This is a genomic window from Actinoalloteichus hoggarensis (assembly GCF_002234535.1).
GTDB lineage: Bacteria > Actinomycetota > Actinomycetes > Mycobacteriales > Pseudonocardiaceae > Actinoalloteichus_A > Actinoalloteichus_A hoggarensis.
The window spans coordinates 1953884-1974170 of record NZ_CP022521.1 but is presented as its reverse complement, the minus strand read 5'-3'; the positions used below and the strand labels follow the sequence as shown (position 1 = coordinate 1974170).

The following is a 20287-nucleotide window of genomic DNA, read 5'->3' as shown; positions in this document are numbered from 1 at the left end:
GCGGGCGACCGAGACGTTCGCGACGGCGATGAGAGGCGCCCGGCCGCCACTGCGAACGTCCCCGGGCGGTGACGCGACAACGTGCCCCACTGGCCGCACGAGCGCCCCGAAGAACCCGATCACGTCCGCCGTCGGGCGGCCCGGGACGAAGTCCGGCGGCGTGGCGCCGGCCGCCCGGCGGCCGCGATGGCCCGGGCCGGTCACGGCATGGCCGAAGAGGCGGCCGATGTCTGCCCGATCGACACACGACGTCGGCCCGAAGACGTATCGGCGCCCTGCCCCGCCGGGCAGCCGGCGACGATGACGCATCCCGGTCCGGAGTGCGCTCCGCGACGAGCCGCCGGAACGCGGGTGAGCACCCTGACGGCGCTCCGAGGCGGCGGCGCTCGGAGTCATGTCGCCCGCGGCAGACGACCACATCCCCGATGCGTCGGCGGCGTTCGCGGCCGCGCCTGCCCCCCGTTCGCCGGCCCGTGGCGCATCCCCGGGTCGAGCGCCGAGGCGGCAGCGGGAACACTCGTGCCCGACCGCCGATCGGGGGCGACGCCGATGGAGACGGTTCGTTCCTCGCCATCCAAGACTCGGATGGCGACGAAGGACACGGTCCGTCGGGCCTCAGAACATGCACGTCCCCTTGTCGATCGCGCCTTCCGCCCGATAATCCACACCCGCCACCACGGGCGACTCCTGCTGGTTCCGCGCGGCCGACACCTTTCCGTGCTCCCACCACGCCTCCTCGAGTTCCGGTGCATCAAACCCCGACTTCGACCACACGTAACCGTCAGGGTCATACGTCGCCTGATACTCGGCATCCCGATCCCTGATCTCGTCAACGAGGTCAGGGCAACTCAAGCTCTCCGCCGCCTCCTCAATCGAATGACCATACTCCTCGGGATCAGCTCCGTGACGGTAGAACGGACCCTCCCCCTTCAACCGACCAGCAACGACACCACAATAGAACGAGACACATCCACTCCCATGAAGGCGCGGTCGAACTTCTCGTCTGATCGAGATCGGATGCGCGCCGACCATCAAACCAGACCGACGGACAGTAATGGCAATACGACGCCTCTCGCCCTTGAACACTACTTCATACACCGTGCGATCGATGCCACTATGCCCGACACTTTTTCCATGCTCGAGTGCAGCGAACACCAGCGGAATGATGTCTCCCTAGACACCCCCATCGTTCCGAACCGTTCGATCCGGTCATCATCCAGAACATGCTCCCGGCCGCCCTTCTTGTTTCGCCCTTCCACCCAGACGATCCGACCGTCCGGCAGTCTGGCGGTCCGAGTGACGTTCTTCGAGTTGATCATCACGCCTGCGCGTTCTCGATCAGCGATCGAGTCCGCCTGCGGTGTCGAGCCCGTACTGCCTGACGAAGGCCGGGGCCGTTCAGCCCATCGGGCGCTACACCACTCGGACCTGCCGATACGACCTTCAGGAGGCTTCGACGCGAACCGGCTTTACTCCGGATGTAGCGGCGAGTGACCATCTGTCCCGCGACGCAGCGGGCACGTCATGTCCACGTGGAGGCCGGGGGGCCTGGAGATCGCTGCGCCGCTTCACGAGATCTGAGGGGAAATGCGCAGAATCGTCAAGTCATTGTGCTCGATGCTGGCCGTGGTCGGCCTGCTCTTCACCACCGGCGGGGTCGCGGCCGCCGCTCCGGTGAGCGACGGACCGTCGACCGCGGCGGTCTCCTGCTCGGGTCACGTCACGTACTCCGAGACGAGGCCGAACATCGGCAGGCTGGTGATCTACTACAACAGCTCCAACGGCGGCACCAACAGCGCCTGCATGTACCACAACGGGAGCAACTACGGGGTCGCCGCGCCCACCGACGTCCAGATCTGGCGCTGCACCCAGAGCAGCGGCGAGGGCCAGCCGTGCACCGCCGACAAGGCCTCGCCGAAGGACTCGGGCAACTTCCTGTACTACGCGGGCCCGGTCGGCGTCACCGGCACGGCCAATCGTTGCGTGCGTGCCCTCGGACACGTCGCCGTCGGACCGAGGAACTACATCTTCGACAGCAAGCGGCAGGGCTGCTGACCTCTTTTTCAGCGCGCCGGGAACGCCCGGAAGGCCTCGCCATCGGCCTTCCGGGCGTTTCGCGTCGTGAGCGCGATGCCGTACCCGCCGCCGCGGTCCGACCGTCCGCGCCGGTCGGTCGGGAGCAGACCGGCCGTCACGTGCAGCGTCTCCATGCACGCGACCAGCCCGCCGCCACCGGGAGACTCGGCCCGCCCATGACCCGACCACCACCGCCGCATCGCGTCGGAAGCACCGCCCCGGCAGGCGAGATCCGCCGCGCCCGTACAGACGTGGTCAGACTCCGCCACTGATACGCATCACACAAGCCGATCGGACCATTCCCGTCGAATGAGCAGACACCGAAGTCGGTACCCCGCACAGTAGGCCATGGCACGAGCGGCAGCACGCCATCATGCATCGGATACCGAAAGACTCCGCAGGTCGTTCGGAGCCGATCAGGAGATCGAGGGGGAAATGCGAAGAATTGCGAGATTCGTCTGTTCATTACTGGCCGTGGTCGGCCTGCTGTCGACCATGGGCGGTGTCTCTCTCGCAGTGCCGAAGGGGGATCCATCCATCAGATCGCCAGAATGCTCGGGTTGGGTCACGTACTCCGAACGGCTCGCCAACGGACTCGGCGAGCTGGTCATCTACTATAAATCGTCCGACGGCGGGACCAACAGCGCATGCTTCTACCATCTAGGCAAGATGTACGGAGTAGCCGCACCGACCGCAGTTCGGATCGAACGGTGTCTGGAGACCGTAGGTGCAGGCGCACCGGGATGCACCCGTGACTTCCCTGCCGATGTGGACAGCGGAAACTTCAGCTACTACGCAGGCCCGGTAGGAGTTCCCGGCACCGCCGATCGTTGTGTCCGCGCTGTGGGCGAGATCGTCGTCGACGGCCGCCGCCACCATATCGACAGCTACCGTCGAGGCTGCTGACCGCTGATTCCGGTGGTACCCAGTAGGTGCTCGGCGGGCCGATCTCACGTTCGGCCCGCCGAGCACCACTCCGTCACCGCACCGCGCCCACGACGGCCCAACTGCCGGAGCGGGTACGCAGCAGCACCGCGAGCAGGCGGAGCACCATGAACGCGGCCAGCCCGGTCCAGATGCCCGCGAGGCCCCAGCCGAGGAACATCGACAGGAAGATCAACGGCAGGAAGCCGACGACGGCGGCGAGCAGGGTCGCGGTCCGCAGGAACGCGGCGTCACCCGCGCCGAGCAGCACGCCGTCGAGCGCGAACACCACGCCCGCTATCGGCTGGAGTGCCACGAAGAACCACCAGGCGGCGGGCACCTCCGCCAGCACCACGGCATCCGGGGTGAAGACGCGAGGCAGCACGTCGGACACCGAGGCGAAGACCACACCCAGCGCCAGGCCGAACAGCAGCCCGTAGCGGGCGACCTGCCAGGCGAGCCCGCGAGCCTGCCTGCGGTCGCCTCGGCCGAGCGCCGCGCCCACGAGCGCCTGTGCGGCGATGGCCAGCGAGTCCAGCACCAGCGACAGGAACGTCCAGAGCTGGAGGACGATCTGATGCGCGCCCGCGGCGCCGACGGAGTGGCGGGCCGCCACGGCCGCCGCCGAGACGAAGCAGGCCTGGAACGCCAGGCTGCGCAGCACCAGATCCCGGCCCAGCTTGAGTTGAGCGATCATCCGCGCGGGCACCGGACGCAGCGCGATCTTCTCCACCAGCAGCGATCGGAAGAACAACAGCGCGGACAACGACTGGGCGACGACATTGGCGATGGCCGAGCCCTCCAGGCCCCAGCCGAGCCCGTGCACCATGATCGGGCACAGCACGGCGGAGATGCCGTTGCCGATCAGCACGTAACGCAGCGGCCGCATGGTGTCCTGGATGCCGCGCATCCACCCGTTGCCCGCCATCGTGACGAGGATGAGCGGCGCTCCGAACAGCGCGATGCGCAGCCATGACGTGGCCGCGTCGGCGACCTCTCCCGGACCGGCCAGGGCTCTGGCGATCGGCCCGGCCGACAGTTGTCCGAGGACGAGCAGCACCGCCCCGACCGCCAACGCCAGCCAGGTGGCCTGCACGCCCTCGGCGACGGCCTCGTCTCGGCGTCCCGCGCCGTGCAGCCGTGCGGCCCGCGCGGTCGTGCCGTAGGACAGGAAGGTGAGCTGGGTGGAGATCTGGGCGAGCACCACGCCGCCGACGGCGAGGCCCGCCAGCGGCACCGCGCCGAGATGGCCGACGACGGCGGTGTCCACCAGCAGATACAGCGGCTCGGCGGCGAGCACGCCCAGCGCGGGCACCGCCAGCCGGAGGAACTCCTTCGGCCGGACCCGCTGTGCCGCCGGTGACGATTCGGGCGCTGCCTCGGACACGGACCACCTCACGGCTGCCAGACGACGAACTGCGAGCCGCTCACGGCCCAGCACACCCTAGATGCCTCCACCACGACGTCGACGGCGAGCCGAACGATGGTCGACGCTCTGTCGTGCGATGGCCGGCGCCGTCAGGAGGTCAGCCGCTCCCGGTTGTGACGGCCGGAGCCGACCGGCACCGCCGCGCGCTCCGGCTGGTTGATCTCCGTCCACACGGTGTCGAGTGAGAGACCGAGCACGTCGGCGATCGCCGCGATGGTCGAGAAGGCCGGGGTCGCGACCCGGCCGGACTCGATCTTGCGGAGCGTCTCCGGCGAGACGCGGGCCGCGAGCGCGGTCTCCAGCATCGAGCGGTCTCCCCTGGCGCGGCGCAGGAGGGCGCCGAGGCGCTGTCCGCGCTCGACCTCGGCGGGGGTGAGTGGCAGCCTGACCATGAGACCAATTCTAGTCCCGGTATAACATGACCGGGATAGTTATTGGTCCACCGAGGAAGGCACCCCATGGTCGAGATCCTGAACCCCGCCGAACTGGCCAGCGCGAAGGAGGCAGGCGCCCTGGTCGCCCACATCCTCCAGACCATGAAGAGCCGCAGCACCGTGGGGACGAATCTGCTCGACATCGACCGATGGACCAAGGACATGATCCTCGAGGCGGGCGCGGTCTCCTGCTATGTCGACTACGCGCCGTCCTTCGGACGCGGGCCGTTCGGACACTACATCTGCACCGCCGTCAACGATGCCGTGCTCCACGGACGGCCTCACGACTACACACTCGCCGACGGCGACCTGCTGACACTCGACCTCGCCGTCTCTCAGAAGGGCTTCGCCGCGGACGCCGCCATCAGCTTCATCGTGGGCGACTCGCGGCCCTCGGAGAGCCTCGCGCTGATCGAGGTCACCGAACGGGCCCTGCGGGCGGGCATCGCGGCGGCCGGGCCCGGGGCACGCATCGGCGACCTCTCCTACGCCATCGGCTCCGTCCTCAGCTCGGCGGGCTACGCGATCAACGTCGAGTTCGGCGGACACGGCATCGGGTCGACGATGCACCAGGACCCGCACATCCCCAACACCGGACGGCCCGGCCGAGGCTACAAGCTGCGGCCCGGACTGCTGCTGGCCTTGGAGCCGTGGGTCATGGCCGACACCGCCGAACTCGTCACCGACGCCGACGGCTGGACGCTGCGCAGCGCCACCGGATGCCGGACGGCGCACAGCGAGCACACCATCGCGATCACCGACGACGGCGCCGAGATCCTCACCCTGACCAGCTAGCGATCGATCGGCGACGCGCTCGGCGACGGAGACTCCGTTCCTCAGGCGCCGTGCCCCGGTCACCGCATCCCGACGAGATCGACGACCGCGGTCGGGCGGACCGGCGGACCGCTGTTACGGGCACGACGGCAGGCGCGGCCCGGACAGGCCTGCCATCGGGAGCTCGGCGCCGCACCCGCCGCGGCGCGAACTCGTCGTCGAGCACCGAGCTGGGCGGCGACCGGACCTGTCGTGAAAAGGACGCCCCGAAGGACGAGCGCCCGAGAAGCCGGCACCGAGCGGACGCGGCGGCGGCACCCGAGGGCGGGCAGGCCGCGGCTCAACGGCTCGTGTAACCGGCGTCCACATGCAGGGTCGTGCCGGTGACGTACGAGGACAGATCCGAGGCCAGCCACAAGCTCGCCTGGGCGATCTCCCTGGCCTCACCGAAACGCTCCAACAGGCTGAGCTGCTTGGCGTACTCGTGCTCGTCGAAGCCGAACTGTTCGAGGGCACCCCGCAGCATCGGCGTGTCGACGGCGCCGGGCGCCACCGAGTTCACCCGGATGCCCCGGCCCCCGTTCTCCATCGCCGCGACCTTGGTGAGGCCGACGACACCGTGCTTGGCCGCGACGTAGGCCGCATTGTTCGGCTGCGGTCGGAACCCGCTGACCGAGGAGATGTTGACGATCGAGCCGCCGCCGCCCTGCGCGAGCAGCTGACGCAGTTCGTACTTCAGGCACAGCGCGGTGCCCGTGAGGTCGACCGCGATCAGCCGATTCCAGGACGTCTCGTCCAGTTCGTCGAGCGGCTTGTCGTCCGGCGTCAACGCGGCGTTGTTGATCGCGACGTCCAGCCGTCCGAAGCGCTCGACGGTCGCGGCCACCATGGCCTCGACGTCGGCCGCCGACGCGATGTCGGCCCGGTGGAAGAACGCGGTGCCGCCCGCGGCCTCGATCTCGGTGGCCACCCGCCGTCCCGACTCCTCGTCCAGATCGGCGACGACCACCTTGGCCCCGGCCTCGGCGAAGAGCAGCGCCGTCGCGGCGCCCATCCCCTTCGCGGCACCCGTGACGATCGCGGTCTTTCCTTCGAGAACAGGAAACGTCATGGTGGCTGATGCTAGTTCCGGCCCGCGCATCCCGCAGAGCCGAACGCGGCGCCCACCAGCGGCGATGACGGCTGAAGGCCCGTGACCCATGCCCCGGGCCCGACGACGGACGCACGCAGTCGCCACGCGGCCGTCGTCCGACGGCGCGACGCCGAAGACCGTCTCGACACCGGGCTCGCGGCCGGGCGGCCCGCGTCGATCGAGCCGGCGAGCCGACCCCGGACGACGGCGCCCGGCACAGCGGTCCTCAGCGCTCGGCGTCGGTCGAGCCTCCCGGTCCGGTGACGCCGTCCTTCGCGGTGTCCACCGAATCCGCGGCGGACCCGGCGTCCTCGGGCTTCTCGGTGTCGACGGCCTCGGTCTTCTTCGAACCGGCGTCCTCGGAGTCGGCGGCCTCCGAGTCGGCGTCGCGGAGATCCTCCTCCTCGTCGTCCATCTCCGTCGACTTGTACGGATCGGCCTCCCCGGCGAAGGTCGCGCCCGATGCGAGTCGCGCCACCTCCGCATCGGCCTCCCGCGCCCTGGCCAGCAGCTCGTCCATGCTCTTGGCCGCCTCGGGGACGGTGTCGGCGACGAAGGTCAGGGTCGGCGTGAACCGGATCCCCGTCTGCTGTCCGACCAGGCTGCGCAGCACTCCCTTGGCGCTGTCCAACGCCGCGGCGGCCGAGGCCACGTCCGGCGGTGCGTCGACGCTCTCGCCGATCACGGTGTAGTACAGGGTGGCGTCCCGCAGATCCGCCGTGACCTTGGCGTCGGTGATCGTCACCCTCGCCAACCTCGGGTCCTTGACCTCACGTTCCATCGCGGACGCCACGATCTGGGCGATCCGCTTGGCAAGCCTGCGGGCGCGGGCCACATCGGCCACGACGCTCCTCCTTGATCACTAGAATTCAGCCAGGCCGCCGAGAGGTGTGAAACCTGCTCGGCGGGTGGTTCGCTATTCGTCCTCGGGCCCGATCACGCGAGTGCGGGCCGAGAGCAGTTCGATCTCGGGGCGCCCGGCCACCGTCCGCTCACAGGCGTCGAGCACCGTGCGGACATGCCCTGAGTCGGGCGCCACCACCGCGACCCCGATCAACGATCGACGATGCAGATCCAGATGGCCGCTCTCGGCCACGGACACCTCGAAACGCTTACGCAGTTCCGCGATGACCGGCCGGACCACCGACCGCTTCTGCTTCAACGAATGAACATCGCCCAGTAACAGGTCGAGTTCGAGGGCACCGACGTACACCGGCATCACCAGATGAGTTGATCGTCATGGCCCGCCCGCCGGACAGGCGGGCGGGGACGAACTCGGTGGGCAGGCCCTGCTGAAGGGCCTGCCCACCGAGGACTCGTCTCAGGAGCGCTTCTTCTCGCGCATCTCGTACGTCTCGATCACGTCACCGACCCGCAGGTCGGCGTAGGAACCGAGCGTCAGACCACACTCGAAGCCCTCGCGGACCTCGGTGACGTCGTCCTTGAAGCGCCGCAGCGTCGCAACGCCGAGGTTCTCCGCGACGACCACGTTGTCCCGCAGCAGACGCGCCTTGCTCCGGCGTCGCACCTCGCCACCGGTCACCATGCAACCGGCGATCGTGCCGATCTTCGAGGACTTGAAGACCTCGCGGATCTCGGCGCGGCCCAGCTCGACCTCTTCGTACTCGGGCTTGAGCATTCCCGTCAGGGCCTGCTCGATCTCCTCGATCGCCCGGTAGATGACCGAGTAGTACCGGATGTCGATGCCCTCGTGCGCGGCCTGGTCGACCACCTTGCCCTCAGCCCGGACGTTGAAGCCCAGGATGATGGCGTCGGAGGCGATCGCGAGGTCGACATTGGCCTTGGTGATGCCGCCGACGCCCCGGTCGATGACCCGCAGCTCGACCTCCTCGCCCACGTCGATCTTCAACAGCGCGGCCTCGAGAGCCTCGACGGTACCCGAGTTGTCGCCCTTGATGATCAGGTTGAGCTGGCTGGTCTCCTTGAGGGCCTTGTCCAGGTCCTCCAGGCTGACCCGCTTGCGACGCGAGGCGAACTGCGCGTTGCGCATCCGAGCCTGCCTGCGGTCGGCGATCTGCCGAGCCACCCGGTCCTCGTCGACCACCAGGAAGGTGTCACCCGCACCCGGCACCGACGTGAAACCGATGACCTGCACCGGACGCGACGGAGTCGCCTCGATGATGTCCTCGTTGAACTCGTCCACCATCCGGCGGACACGCCCGTAGGCGTCGCCCGCGACGATCGAATCGCCGACCCGCAGGGTTCCGCGCTGAACCAGCACGGTCGCCACCGGGCCCCGGCCACGGTCCAGGTGCGCCTCGATCGCGACGCCCTGCGCCTCCATCTTCGGGTTCGCCCGCAGGTCCAGCGTCGCGTCCGCCGTCAGCACGATGGCCTCCAGCAGTGCGTCGATGTTGGTGCCCTGGCGCGCCGAGATGTCGACGAACATCGTGTCGCCGCCGTACTCCTCCGCGATCAGCCCGTAGTCGGTGAGCTGCTGGCGGATGCGCTGCGGGTTGGCGCCCTGCTTGTCGATCTTGTTGACCGCCACCACGACCGGCACGCTCGCGGCCTGCGCGTGGTTGATGGCCTCCACCGTCTGCGGCATGACGCCGTCGTCGGCGGCGACCACGATCACCGCGATGTCCGTGGAGTTCGCACCACGGGCCCGCATGGCGGTGAACGCCTCGTGACCCGGCGTGTCGATGAAGGTGATCAGGCGCTCCTGCTCACCCACCTCGGTGACGACCTGGTAGGCGCCGATGTGCTGGGTGATGCCGCCTGCCTCGCCCTCTTGGACGTTGGTCTTACGGATCGTGTCCAGCAGTCGCGTCTTACCGTGGTCGACGTGACCCATGACGGTCACCACCGGCGGCCGGAACTCGAGGTCGTCCTCGTCGCCCGCGTCCTCGCCGTAGGTGATGTCGAAGGTGTCGAGGAGCTCGCGGTCCTCCTCCTCCGGGCTCACGACCTGGATCGTGTAGTTCATCTCCTGGCCGAGCAGGCCCAGGATCTCGTCGGACACCGACTGGGTCGCGGTCACCATCTCGCCGAGGTGGAACATCGCCTGGACCATCGCGGCCGGGTTGGCGTTGATCTTCTCGGCGAAGTCGGTCAGCGAGGCGCCACGCGGGAGACGAACCGTCTCGCCGTTGCCCCTGGGCAGGCGGACGCCGCCGACCGAGGGGGCCTGCATGTTGTCGAACTCCTGGCGCTTCTGCCGCTTCGACTTACGGCCACGTCGCGCCGGGCCGCCGGGACGACCGAACGCGCCCGCCGCACCGCCACGGCCTCGGTTGCCACCGCCGCCGGGACGACCTCGGAAGCCGCCTGCCGGAGGAGCGCCCGCGCCGGGGGCGCCGCCGCCACCACCGGGGCCGCCACGGTAGCCGCCGCCACCGCCGCCACCGCCGCCTCGGTAACCGCCGCCACCGCCGCCGCCACCGGGACGACCGCCGCCGCCCGGTCCGCCGGGACGACCCCCGCCGCCCGGGCGACCGCCGCCGCCGGGACGTCCGCCGCCGCCGGGACCACCGCTGGGTCGACCCGAGGGCATCATGCCGGGGTTGGGCCGAGGCGGCATCATGCCCGGATTGGGCCGGGAGCCGCCGCCGCCACCGCTGCCACCGGGGCCCGCTGGACGAGCGCCGCCGCCCGAGGGGCCGCCGCTGCGATCGGAGCGCGGGGCGCCCCGCTCGGGACGACCGCCACCGGGACGAGGTGCACCGCCGCCGGGACCACCGCTGCCGCCGGGGCCGCCGCCGGAACGGGGACCGGCCGGACGCGGTGCCGCGCCGCCGACGCCGAACGGATTGTTACCGGGCCGAGGCGCGCGCGGTCCCGGCTTCGGGGACTGCGGCCTCGGGGGCACGACCGACTGGCCGGGCGCGGGCTTGGCCCCGCCGCCGGGCTTGCCGCCGGGACGCTCCGGGCCACGCTGCTGCGGGGCGGGAGTCTCCGGCTTGGGCGCGGGCTTGCGCGGGCCGGGCATCGGCCTGGCTCCCGACGGGCCGCCCGTGGACGGGCCCTTCGGAGGAGTCGGGGTGGCCGAGGCCGCCGGCCGCTCCTGCGCGGGAGCGGGCGGCGGGGTGGGCGTCGCCGGAGCCTGCGGCTGCTCGGCCTGCGGTGCGGGGCGAGCCGGGCCGGGCTTGGCGGGGCCGGGCTTGAACATGCCGGGGCTGGGGCGAACCGACGGGCGCTCGGCGCCCGTCTCGCCTGCCGGGGGCTTCGGCGTCGCCGGCGGACCGGGACGTGCCGATGTCTCGGGGCGGGGTCCGCCCCGACGGGACCGTCCTCCGTCGCCCTTCGGGAATGCGTCCCGCAGTCTGCGGGCCACCGGAGCCTCCACCGTGGAAGACGCCGACTTCACATACTCGCCGAGGTCCTGGAGCTTGGTCAGTACTTCCTTGCTCGTGACGCCGAGCTCTTTCGCGAGCTCGTGCACGCGGGCCTTGCCTGCCACTGCTCTCCTCATCTGGTGAGGCCGAGCGGCAGTCCCGCACGACCTCGTCCTACCGTCGAAACACGTTCATGGCTTCAGCTTCACGGCTGCTTCATGACGGGTCGACCTGCTTCCTCTTGCGGCAGACGTGGAAGGGCTCCACGTCAGTCTGTAACACCTTCGGCGACGTCGAGGTGCGTCCGCACCGCCGACACGTCCAGCGGCCCCGGTACGCGCAACGCCCTGGGGAATGCCCGACGTCGCTCGGCGAGCCGAAGGCACTTCGAGTCGAGGTGCAGCCATGCACCTCTGCCCGAAAGTCTTCGCCTGGGGTCCGGGACCACGGCCTCGGCCGCGGCCACCACCCTCAACAGCTCGGATGCCACCGCACGACACCGACAGCCGACGCAGGTCCGGACCGGACGAGCGCGTTCTGGAACCGCTGACATGTGGTGATCCAATGAAAGTTTAACCCGTGCCTCTCACTCAGCCGAACCGGCTGTCGGAGAACCTGGGGAATCCGACCCCCGACCGGCTGCCTCGGACGCCGCCGACGAGGGCTCCGCGTCGCTTCGGATGTCGATCCGCCACCCGGTGAGCCGGGCGGCCAACCGGGCGTTCTGACCCTCCTTGCCGATCGCCAGCGAGAGCTGGAAGTCGGGGACGGTCACCCTGGCGGTCTTGGCCCGCTCGTCCACGACGTGGACCGACACCACCTTGGCAGGCGAGAGCGCATTGCCGACGAACGCGGCTGGATCGTCCGAGTAGTCGACGATGTCGATCTTCTCGCCACCCAGCTCGCTCATCACGTTGCGCACTCGGGCGCCCATCGGGCCGATGCACGCGCCCTTGGCGTTGACCCCGGACACGGTCGAGTGGACCGCGATCTTGGATCGATGTCCGGACTCCCGTGCCACCGCGGAGATCTCCACGACGCCGTCGGCGATCTCGGGAACCTCCAGCGCGAACAGCTTCCGCACCAGGTTGGGATGTGTCCGGGAGAGGGTGACCTGCGTCCCCCGTGCGCCCCTGGACACACCCACCACGTAGCACTTGATCCTGCTGCCGTGGGTGTAGGTCTCGGTGGGAACCTGCTCGGCCGGGGGGATCACACCCTCGATCTCCCCCACCTGCACCACCACCATACCTCGGGCGTTCGCCCTGGCGTCGCGCTGCACGACGCCCGCCAGGATCTCGCCCTCCTTCGCCGCGAACTCACCGTAGGTGCGCTCGTGCTCCGCGTCACGGAGACGCTGAAGGATGACCTGCCGGGCGGTGGTCGCCGCGATCCGACCGAAGCCCTCCGGGGTGTCGTCCCACTCCTCGGCGACCGCTCCCTCCGCATCGAGATCGAAGGCCAGCACCCGCACCATGCCCGACTTGCGATCGATGTCGATCCTGGCGTGCGGATGATGTCCCTCGGTGTGCCGGTATGCGGTGAGCAGCGCACTCTCGATGGCCTCGAGTACCGTGTCGAAGGGGATGTCCTTGTCCCGCTCGATCGCCCGAAGTGCGGCGATGTCGACGTTCACTGCGACTTCTCCTCCGTATTCGACCGCACGCCCTCGGCGTGCGCGTCCTGCTCCACGCCGGCAGCCTGCCGGTCGTGTCCTGCCTCGTCGTCGGCGAGCAGCCGCAGATCCTCCTCGGCCGGCGGCCGGAACTCGATCTCCACCGTCGCGCGCTCCACCTCGGAATAGGCGAGGCGGCGCAGCGTCCGGTCGACGAGCAGGGTCACCCCCTCCTCGTCACAGGCGCCGACCCGGCCCGTCAGTTCTCCGCCCGCGACGAGACGCGCCGAGACGAGTCGCCGACGTGCTCGCCGCCAGTGCCTCGGCCTGGTCAACGGCCTGTCGACCCCCGGCGAGGTGACCTCCAGCGTGTAGGGGCCGCCGAAGAGCGCCCCCGTCTCCCCGCCGTCCTGCGGCTCGGCGTCCGCGGCGTCCAGCGCGGCGGACACCGCTCGGCTGGCCGAGGCGACCTCGTCCAGCCCGATGCCGTCCTCCGCGTCCACCACGACCTTGACGACGCGCCTGCTGCCCGCTCGCACGACGTCCAGCGAATCCAGTTCGACGCCGAGCGGGGCGAGCGCGCTGCTGATCAGCGGCTCCAGTGCCGCCTCGGCACCGCCGCTCCGCCGCGCGCGTGCGGCCTCGCCTCGCGCCTGCGATCCGCGGTCCTGCCCACTCGGCACCCTGCTCGACTCCCTAGTCCACTGCTGCGTGTTCCTGCTATGACCGCACCACCGCGGCCGGCGCACCGTCGGCGGCGTCGCGCATGACAGCCCGCCGACCGGCCCCAGTTCACCGACGGTCGTGATGGGAGAGCGTATCGCGTGGACGCGGCAGGCCCGGCCCGAGATCCTGCCCGGCTGCCGAAGAGCCGCGTCGGGCCACGCCGGCAGGATGGGCGATCGTGACCTTCCCGACCACTCCGTGGGCCTCCTCGTCGTCCTCCTCATCACCGCCGGGGTCGTCGTCGGCCCTCTCCGCCCGGCCGATCGGGCGCCGTCGAGTGCTGCTGGCCGCGCTGCTGGGTGCGGTGACGCTGCCATTGCTGGCCGCGTGCACCGACCCGCCACCGCCTCCGGAGCCCGACGTCCTGGAACCACTGCTGGAATCCGCCGAGGCCGATGCCGCGCTGGCCACCGCGGTCGCCGCCGCCTTCCCCGACCTGGCCGAGGGCGCGGGCCTGATGGCCGCCGATCGCACCGCGCACGCCGACGCGCTGCGCCGGGAGATCGACCGCGCCGTCACCGTGGAGCCGCCCGAACCGTCGACCTCGCAGCGACCCGACCCGCCGGTCGAGCCGCCGACGGACGCGGAGGCGGCACGGAGCGGACTCCAGGAGGCACTGAGCCACGCCGCCGCGCAGGCGGCCGAACTGGCGCCACTGCTGAGCGGGCACCGGGCCGGACTCGCCGGCTCGATCAGCGCGTCCTGCACGACCCTGGGAGAGGTGCTGTGATGATCGACCACCGTTCCGACCACCGCCACGCCGCAGACGCCCCGGACGACGCCGGCGCCTCGGACCCTGAGACCTCGGGTACGCCCGCGTCGGGCGCCGAGACGACCGGCTCTCCCGAGACCGCACTGGGCGGCGCCCTCGGCGGAGCCGTCGAGGCCGCACAGGCCGCCCTGGCAGGCGAGCACGCCGCCGTCTGGGCCCACCACCTGGCGACGGCCTTCCTCGATGAGGAGGTCGCCGAGGCGCTGGCCGAGGGAACCCGGACGCACACCGTCCGGCGCGACGACCTGGAGGACGCCCTGCGCGCCGAGGGCGTCGACCCGGTGCCCACCGAGGCCGCGTACCAGTCTCCCGAACAGGTCGTCGATCACGCGACGGCGGTGGCGATGCTCGTCCACGCCGAGTCCGACTGCGCAGGCGTCTGGCGGTCTCTGCTGGAGCACGCCGAGGAGCCGGGGCCGCGAGCCGCCGCGGTGGCGGCGCTGACCGACGCGGCGGTCCGAGCCCTCCGTTGGCGACGAGCCGTCGGGCAGACGCCGTTGACGGTGTCCTTCCCCGGCTCCCCCGACTCGGCCTAGTTCGAGTCCTCGTCGAACTGGCGGACCGCTTCCCGGCAGATCTCGTCCAGGCTCGCCTTGTCGCTGCGCTTGTCGAAGAAGGCCGACTCCGAGATGATCAAAGTGTCCCCGCGTCGCTCCGAATGGTAACCAGCGTTCGGGTGGAGCGAATCGGGACCGCCCTCCGCTCGAACGCCCTCCCTCATCAAGTCGTTGATGTTGCCGGTGCCCGTCCTGGTGGTGAGCTCGTTGAGCTCCTCGGCGGTCTGCTCGTCGGGGAAGCTCACCGTCACCAGCGAGACCACGACGTCCGCGCCCTCATGCCGGGTGGTGTACAGCACCTGCGTGAGGCGCGCGCAGCGGTTCTCCTCCAGGAAGTCCTCCACCTCTCCGTAGGAGTGCTCGACGCAGTCGATGCCCTCGTACCCGCGTCGGGCGCCGGGCACCTCCACGAACTCGTACGGCAGGGGCTCCGCCGGCTCGCTCGGCGCCGAACTCGTCTGCCCGCCGCCGCCCGTGCTGAGGGTGCCGCCGTCGGACTCCGGCCGGGGCTGCATCAACACGTAGATCGTGCCGGAGAGCACCGCGACCAAGACCAGACCCAGGCCCTTCAACAGATAGTCGACGGTCTTGTTCTTGGGCTCGGTGCCCTTCGCCCGGGGACGCCCGGCGGCCGCCGGCCGGTTCTGCCGAGGTTGACCCGCCCCGGCTGGAGCGCCGTTCGCCGGACCGGGCGCCGGACCGCCCGGCGGGGTGTGAGCATTGGGCGGGGTGTGACCGCCGGGCGGGTGCCCGCCCGCCTGCATGGCGAATCCCGGCGCGGGCGTCCCCGCCTGCATCGGCTGGCCCGGCATCGGCACGCCCCCCGGAACCGGCGTGCCGGGTGGAGGCGTCTGGGCAGGCGGAGGCGTCTGGGCAGGTTGCTGACCCGGCATCGGCTGTGACGGCAGGCCCGGCTGGTGCTGCATGCCGTGGACACCGATCCCGTGGGCAGGCGTGCCGTGGAGGGGGCCGCCATGGGCCTGCTGCACGGGCATCCCACCCGCAGGGGTCGGCTGCATGGGCGGGCCGGGAGGCTGCCCGCCCGGCTGAGGCGTGCCGGGGCCGTACGGCGAACCCGCCCCGTGCGCCGCGAAACCCGGGGCCGGTGTGCTCGGCCGAGGCTGCGCCTCATAGCCGTGGCCCGGCGTCGGCGTGGGGTGCTGCTGATGCTGCCCGACCGCAGGCGGGTGCTGCGGATGAGACTGATGCGCCGGTGTGGGCGGCATCGACGACGTCGCGGACAGCGGGACGCCGGGCGGCGGGGTGGCGGCCGGCCGCTCCTGCGCGACGGTGGCCGGGTCGTCGGAAGGCTCGGTGCCCCGTGGCGGCGTCGGCGGACCGAACCTCGGTGCGGCGGCGGTCTGAGCGTCGCCGTACTGGGCCGGGGCGGGCCGGGCATCGGACTGCTGGGCGGCGGGAGCCTGGACGTCCGACGCCGATGCGGCGGTGCCCTGAGTGGTCGAGGCCTGAGTGGTCGAAGCCTGAGTGGTGGGAGCCTGAGCGGTGGAAGCCGAGGCAGCCGGGGCGTCGAGCGCACCGGGCGGGGTGAACCCGTGACGGCCGCCCGTGGAATAGGCCTGCGCCGTCGTGCCCGCAGCCGCACCGTCCTCTGGTGACGGCGCGGCGGCCGCCGCGCCGCCGAACGGCTCGGCGCGAGCCGCCCCGCGTTCCGAATCGGTCGACCCGCCCGTCGCTCCGGCGGCGTGCCGAGCACTCGAATGCCTCGGCGCCGAGTACTCGGAGGTGGGCTGTTCCGCCTCGTGAGCTGCGCTCTCCGGCGTGGACCACGGCGAATCGGACACAGCGGGCATGGGCGTGGTCATCTCGGTGTGAGTCGCGCCCGCCTGTCGTGTGGCCGGGTCGGAAGCGTGATCCGGGGTCGCCATGGGGACACACCGTAATGTGTTTCACCTCATCAGGCGACGACGCCTCTGATTCACCGACCCAGGGCCCGCACCACCTGAAGAACGTCGTCCTCCGTGTTGTAAAGATGGAACGAGAGCCGCACCCGGCCGCCACGCACCGACGCCGCGACTCCGGCCTCGGCGATCCGGCCCGCGCCTTCCGGCAGGTCCATGGCGACGATGGCCGAACCGGCGGGCTCCCGCCCGAGCCGCTCCGACAGCAGGTCCGCCAGCCCGACGCAGTGATCGCGAACCTCGGCGAGATCCAGGCTCGCCAACCAGGTCAGCGACGCGGCGGCGCCGATGTGTGCGTGCCAGATCGGCGACGTGTCCAGCCCGCGTGCGCCGTCGGCCGGTGCGGGTCCGGCGCCGTAGAGGTTCTGCCATCGATCGGCCGCCGCGTACCAGCTCGCGGCGTGCGGCCGGACTTCGGCGAGGCCTCGTTCCGAGCACGCCAGCCAGCACGCGCCGTTGGGACTCAGCAGCCACTTGTGCGAGACCCCGACCACCCAGTCCGCCCAGCCCAGGGAGAGCGGCTGCCACCCTGCGGCCTGGCTGACGTCGAGCAGCACCCGAGCACCCGTGCTCTCGGCCGCGGCCCGCAGTGCGGCCAGGTCCACGGTCCGGCCGTCGAGAGACTGAGTGACCGCCACGGTCACCAGATCGTGCCCCGGGACGTGCGCCGCCAGGTCGTCGAAGTCGACCTCGGTGACGGTGATCCCACGATCGGCCTGGGTGACGAACGGCCGCACGACGCTGCCGAACTCGTCGCGCACGGCCAACACCCGCGCGCCGGCAGGCAGCGCGGCGGCGATCATGCCGATGAGATGGGACACGGCCGAGCCGATCGCCACCCGACCGGGGTCGGTTCCGGTGAGTGCCGCGAACGCCGCACGAGCCGTCTCGACCTCGTCATCGAAGGAGGCATTGGGATGCGCGGCGGTGTACCAGTCCTCGACGGCGGCGGCGACCTGCCTGCCGGTCCGCAGGGGCGGCACCCCGGTGGCGGCGGTGTTGAGATAGCCGTCGGGAATCTGGAACTGCTCTCCGAATGCCTCACGCACCCGGCCGAGACTAGGGCGCCGGACCTCGCCTGAACAGGGTTCGGCCCGCCTCGATGCGAAGTCTCCCCACGAGAACTCGACGCTGTCGAATAATCCATGACATATCCGGCCCTTCGCCCAGCGCCTCTCCCAGTCAGCTGGCGCCCCGACGTCTCGTACCGTCCCTCGACCCTCACAGACCGTTGTTCTCATCTCCCCTCAGCGCCGGGCAGACGGCGACGGCGACGGCTCGCCGCCCGTCCTGGCTTCGGCGCCCCAGCGGTCTCGAAGCCGGGACGCCCGACACCCACGCCCGCCACGATCACCACCACCCAGAGCTACCGACGCAACGCGAGCGAAGGAGGCACCGGGGCCGAGACTCGATCGAATCCGTCGCCCGAGTCGATCGAACGACTCTGCGGGTCACCGCCACACGACTACCCTGGGGACCGTGTTGAGCGAGGAGATCGAGATCCGCACGGGCGGCGTGGAGGTCGTCTACGACCTGAGCGCGGAGTGCGAGCGGTTCCTGGCCGACGTCGGCCGTGCCGACGGGCTGCTCCACCTCTGGGTGCCGCACGCAACCGCAGGCCTGGCCGTCCTCGAGACGGGCGCGGGCAGCGACGAGGACCTGCTGGCCGCGCTGCGCGACCTGCTGCCCAAGGACGACCGATGGCGGCATCGGCACGGCTCTCCCGGACACGGACGCGACCATGTGCTGCCCGCGTTGATTCCGCCGCACGCGACCGTGCCGGTGTTCGACGGCCGGATGGCCCTGGGAACCTGGCAGTCGGTGTGCCTGGTGGACACCAACGTCGACAACCCCGTGCGGCGGGTCCGCTTCAGCTTCCTGCGGGGCTGAGCCCGCCGATCTCCGCCAGCAGCTCGAAGGAGCGCAGCCGCTCGGCGTGCCCGTGAATCATCGAGGTGACCATCAACTCGTCGGCGTCGGTCTTGGCCAGCAGGTCGTCCAGCTGGGCCGTGACGGACTCCGGAGTGCCCACCACGTAGGACGCCGACCAGGACTCGACCACGGCGAGTTCGGCCTCGGTGTAGGGGTACTCCGCCGCCTCCTCAGGAGTGGGCAGCAGCCCCGGCCTGCCCGAGCGAAGCCGCACCATGGCCAACGCCTGCGAACCCGCCAGCCACCGAGCCTGTTCCTCCGTCTCGGCCACCACCACGCCGACGGCCACCATGGCGTAAGGCTTCGCCAGATCCGGAGAGGGCCGGAAGTGGCGTCGGTAGGCAGCGAGCGCTGGCAGGGTGTTCTGAGCACTGAAGTGGTGGGCGAAGGAGAACGGCAGGCCCATCATCCCAGCGGCGGTGGCGCTGTAGTCGCTGGAGCCGAGCAGCCACACCGGCGGCTTGTTGCCGGGCGCGGGCACCGCGGTGACGTCCCAGGCCGGATCGCCGCCCGCCGGGTCGAAGTAGTCGATCAGCTCCGCGAGCTGCCTGGGGAAATCCTCCACGGACAACGGGTTGCTGGTGCGACGCAGGGCGGCGGCGGTCCGCTGATCGGTGCCCGGCGCGCGGCCGATGCCCAGATCGATGCGTCCCGGGTGCATCGCGGTCAGCATGCCGAACTGCTCGGCCACCACCAGCGGGGGATGATTCGGCAGCATCACCCCGCCCGACCCGATCCGCATCGTGGAGGTGTGCGCCGCGATCTGACCGATCAGCACGGCGGGCGCGGAACTGGCGATCCCCGGCATGTTGTGGTGTTCGGCGACCCAGTAGCGCTGATAGCCGAGGCGTTCGGCGAGTCGGGCCAGGTCGAGAGTGTTCCGCAGGGCCTCGGTGGCGGTGGAGCCTGCGACGACGGGAGCGAGGTCCAGCACGGAGAGCGGGACGGATCGAGAAAGGGTCACACGGCTGGCCAACGCGCGAAAGGGCCCGGAACTTCCCGTTGGAACCGAAGGGGGATGGTGGGACGGGACACCCGTCCGACCGCACCGCCGGAACCGCGGCGACGCCCGACCGGCGCTCCACCCGCCTGAGCCCGGACCGCCACCCGCGCGCCCACCCGCCGCACGCCCGGCGTGGACCGTGCGGGCAGGCGCCCGGCCGCCCGACCACTCCGGACCCGTGGGGCGGCGGCAGGCCGTACCGAGCACCGCCGAGGACGGCCGCCGGCCTCGTTCGATGCCGACGACGCAGCCAGGCGATGAGCACGGCGAACACGGCCAGGGTGACGAGTGCGATGAGCGACTGGACGACCATGACACGACTATCGAACATACGTTCTATTTCGGCAAGATATCGATCGAGTGGTATGCGACGGCCACCGCGGGACCCGCCGCCGAACCGGCGGCCGTCCGCACACGATGAGGTGCGCCTGTGGACGTGGCGGTACCGAGCCGGCGGCGTTGCGGGACGGCGCCGCGGGGAGACGGCCCGGCGGCTGGGTCGTCGGACGGGCTGCGGTCGGAACACGACGACCTCATCGCGCCGCGGGCGCGACGTCTGTAGAACCTGTACGGGCCGCGTCGTCGTGGGCGGGCTCCAGAGGCGACCGAGCAGGGCGCGCCGACGCACCAAGTCGTCGACGAAGGCATCGGGACACCCGGCCTTCGGCACCGGCACGGCGATCGACGGCACGAACC

The 20287-nt window shown here is 71.0% G+C and carries 20 protein-coding genes and 1 pseudogene; 7 read left to right on the top strand and 14 right to left on the bottom strand.

What is annotated here, in order from left to right; all coding sequences use genetic code 11:
* Positions 1–615 precede the first annotated feature (615 nt).
* The gene (locus AHOG_RS28425; protein ID WP_157736724.1) at positions 616–1155 is read right to left on the bottom strand and encodes a hypothetical protein; all 540 of its coding nucleotides are present in this window, start codon (positions 1153–1155) and stop codon (positions 616–618) included.
* A 432-nt stretch (positions 1156–1587) separates the two neighbouring features.
* Between AHOG_RS28425 and AHOG_RS08760 the strand changes: the two genes are divergently transcribed.
* Positions 1588–2055, top strand: coding sequence for a hypothetical protein (locus AHOG_RS08760; protein WP_093940899.1), 468 nt, complete (start codon positions 1588–1590; stop codon positions 2053–2055).
* An 8-nt stretch (positions 2056–2063) separates the two neighbouring features.
* On the opposite strand, the gene AHOG_RS28420 is transcribed toward AHOG_RS08760, so the two are convergent.
* On the bottom strand, positions 2064–2210 hold the full coding sequence (locus AHOG_RS28420) for a hypothetical protein (RefSeq protein WP_157736723.1): 147 nt from the start codon (positions 2208–2210) through the stop codon (positions 2064–2066).
* 340 nt (positions 2211–2550) lie between these two features.
* On the opposite strand from AHOG_RS28420, the gene AHOG_RS08755 reads away from it, so the two are divergent.
* Positions 2551–2982, top strand: a complete 432-nt coding sequence (locus AHOG_RS08755) for a hypothetical protein (RefSeq protein WP_245856654.1) — start codon at positions 2551–2553, stop codon at positions 2980–2982.
* Positions 2983–3055: 73 nt separating this feature from the next.
* Here the strand turns inward: AHOG_RS08755 and AHOG_RS08750 are convergent, their stop codons facing one another.
* Positions 3056–4321, bottom strand: a complete 1266-nt coding sequence (locus tag AHOG_RS08750; protein ID WP_245856928.1) for an MATE family efflux transporter — start codon at positions 4319–4321, stop codon at positions 3056–3058.
* Positions 4322–4518: 197 nt separating this feature from the next.
* On the bottom strand, positions 4519–4821 hold the full coding sequence (locus AHOG_RS08745; RefSeq protein WP_093940897.1) for a helix-turn-helix domain-containing protein: 303 nt from the start codon (positions 4819–4821) through the stop codon (positions 4519–4521).
* 66 nt (positions 4822–4887) lie between these two features.
* On the opposite strand from AHOG_RS08745, the gene map reads away from it, so the two are divergent.
* Positions 4888–5658, top strand: coding sequence for a type I methionyl aminopeptidase (gene map / locus AHOG_RS08740; protein ID WP_093940896.1), 771 nt, complete (start codon positions 4888–4890; stop codon positions 5656–5658).
* A gap of 319 nt (positions 5659–5977) precedes the next feature.
* Here map and AHOG_RS08735 read toward each other — a convergent pair whose 3' ends face one another.
* The 7 genes and pseudogenes from AHOG_RS08735 to rimP all read right to left on the bottom strand — a co-directional run bounded on the left by AHOG_RS08735 (position 5978) and on the right by rimP (position 13284).
* Positions 5978–6748 (bottom strand): SDR family NAD(P)-dependent oxidoreductase, encoded by a 771-nt coding sequence (locus tag AHOG_RS08735; RefSeq protein WP_093940895.1) that lies wholly within the window; start codon positions 6746–6748, stop codon positions 5978–5980.
* Between the two features lie 376 nt (positions 6749–7124).
* A pseudogene (rbfA, locus tag AHOG_RS08730) lies at positions 7125–7613 on the bottom strand (30S ribosome-binding factor RbfA); the annotation flags it as partial.
* Positions 7614–7685: 72 nt separating this feature from the next.
* A complete protein-coding gene (locus AHOG_RS08725; protein WP_093944293.1) occupies positions 7686–7982 on the bottom strand; it encodes a DUF503 domain-containing protein in 297 nt (98 codons plus the stop codon).
* 108 nt (positions 7983–8090) lie between these two features.
* A complete protein-coding gene (infB, locus tag AHOG_RS08720; RefSeq protein ID WP_093940893.1) occupies positions 8091–11192 on the bottom strand; it encodes a translation initiation factor IF-2 in 3102 nt (1033 codons plus the stop codon).
* 143 nt (positions 11193–11335) lie between these two features.
* Positions 11336–11620 carry a YlxR family protein gene (locus AHOG_RS08715; protein ID WP_093940892.1) on the bottom strand — a complete coding sequence of 95 codons (285 nt, stop codon included), beginning with the start codon at positions 11618–11620 and terminating at the stop codon, positions 11336–11338.
* Between the two features lie 33 nt (positions 11621–11653).
* On the bottom strand, positions 11654–12703 hold the full coding sequence (gene nusA / locus AHOG_RS08710) for a transcription termination factor NusA (RefSeq protein WP_093940891.1): 1050 nt from the start codon (positions 12701–12703) through the stop codon (positions 11654–11656).
* A complete protein-coding gene (gene rimP / locus AHOG_RS29850; protein WP_245856926.1) occupies positions 12700–13284 on the bottom strand; it encodes a ribosome maturation factor RimP in 585 nt (194 codons plus the stop codon). The genes nusA and rimP overlap by 4 nt, the downstream gene beginning before the upstream one ends.
* A 302-nt stretch (positions 13285–13586) precedes the next feature.
* Here rimP and AHOG_RS08700 point away from each other — a divergent pair, with 302 nt between their 5' ends.
* Both AHOG_RS08700 and AHOG_RS08695 read left to right on the top strand, forming a co-directional pair.
* Entirely contained in the window at positions 13587–14138 is a 552-nt protein-coding gene (locus AHOG_RS08700; protein WP_245856653.1) for a hypothetical protein, read from the top strand.
* Complete coding sequence (locus AHOG_RS08695; protein WP_157736722.1) at positions 14138–14716, top strand: ferritin-like domain-containing protein; 579 nt, start codon at positions 14138–14140, stop codon at positions 14714–14716. The genes AHOG_RS08700 and AHOG_RS08695 overlap by 1 nt, the downstream gene beginning before the upstream one ends.
* On the opposite strand, the gene AHOG_RS28415 is transcribed toward AHOG_RS08695, so the two are convergent.
* Both AHOG_RS28415 and AHOG_RS08685 read right to left on the bottom strand, forming a co-directional pair.
* Complete coding sequence (locus AHOG_RS28415) at positions 14713–16623, bottom strand: hypothetical protein (RefSeq protein ID WP_157736721.1); 1911 nt, start codon at positions 16621–16623, stop codon at positions 14713–14715. The two genes, AHOG_RS08695 and AHOG_RS28415, sit on opposite strands and share 4 nt — an antisense overlap.
* Positions 16624–16673: 50 nt before the next feature.
* Positions 16674–17705 carry an aminotransferase class V-fold PLP-dependent enzyme gene (locus AHOG_RS08685; RefSeq protein ID WP_184450926.1) on the bottom strand — a complete coding sequence of 344 codons (1032 nt, stop codon included), beginning with the start codon at positions 17703–17705 and terminating at the stop codon, positions 16674–16676.
* A gap of 430 nt (positions 17706–18135) precedes the next feature.
* Between AHOG_RS08685 and AHOG_RS08680 the strand changes: the two genes are divergently transcribed.
* On the top strand, positions 18136–18546 hold the full coding sequence (locus AHOG_RS08680) for a YjbQ family protein (RefSeq protein ID WP_093940885.1): 411 nt from the start codon (positions 18136–18138) through the stop codon (positions 18544–18546).
* On the opposite strand, the gene AHOG_RS08675 is transcribed toward AHOG_RS08680, so the two are convergent.
* Positions 18527–19552 carry an LLM class flavin-dependent oxidoreductase gene (locus tag AHOG_RS08675; RefSeq protein WP_093940884.1) on the bottom strand — a complete coding sequence of 342 codons (1026 nt, stop codon included), beginning with the start codon at positions 19550–19552 and terminating at the stop codon, positions 18527–18529. The two genes, AHOG_RS08680 and AHOG_RS08675, sit on opposite strands and share 20 nt — an antisense overlap.
* Positions 19553–19826: 274 nt before the next feature.
* On the opposite strand from AHOG_RS08675, the gene AHOG_RS08670 reads away from it, so the two are divergent.
* The gene (locus tag AHOG_RS08670; RefSeq protein ID WP_157736720.1) at positions 19827–20012 is read left to right on the top strand and encodes a hypothetical protein; all 186 of its coding nucleotides are present in this window, start codon (positions 19827–19829) and stop codon (positions 20010–20012) included.
* Positions 20013–20287 lie beyond the last annotated feature (275 nt).

Bases quoted from the DNA above. Each gene is read 5' to 3' on its own strand.
- AHOG_RS08760 (WP_093940899.1), top strand. From the start codon at position 1,588: ATGCGCAGAATCGTCAAGTCATTGTGCTCGATGCTGGCCGTGGTCGGC.
- AHOG_RS28420 (WP_157736723.1), bottom strand. From the start codon at position 2,210: ATGGAGACGCTGCACGTGACGGCCGGTCTGCTCCCGACCGACCGGCGC.
- AHOG_RS08745 (WP_093940897.1), bottom strand. From the start codon at position 4,821: ATGGTCAGGCTGCCACTCACCCCCGCCGAGGTCGAGCGCGGACAGCGC.
- map (WP_093940896.1), top strand. From the start codon at position 4,888: ATGGTCGAGATCCTGAACCCCGCCGAACTGGCCAGCGCGAAGGAGGCA.
- AHOG_RS08735 (WP_093940895.1), bottom strand. From the start codon at position 6,748: ATGACGTTTCCTGTTCTCGAAGGAAAGACCGCGATCGTCACGGGTGCC.
- AHOG_RS08715 (WP_093940892.1), bottom strand. From the start codon at position 11,620: ATGTCAGCGGTTCCAGAACGCGCTCGTCCGGTCCGGACCTGCGTCGGC.
- AHOG_RS08695 (WP_157736722.1), top strand. From the start codon at position 14,138: ATGATCGACCACCGTTCCGACCACCGCCACGCCGCAGACGCCCCGGAC.
- AHOG_RS28415 (WP_157736721.1), bottom strand. From the start codon at position 16,623: ATGGCGACCCCGGATCACGCTTCCGACCCGGCCACACGACAGGCGGGC.
- AHOG_RS08670 (WP_157736720.1), top strand. From the start codon at position 19,827: ATGCCGACGACGCAGCCAGGCGATGAGCACGGCGAACACGGCCAGGGT.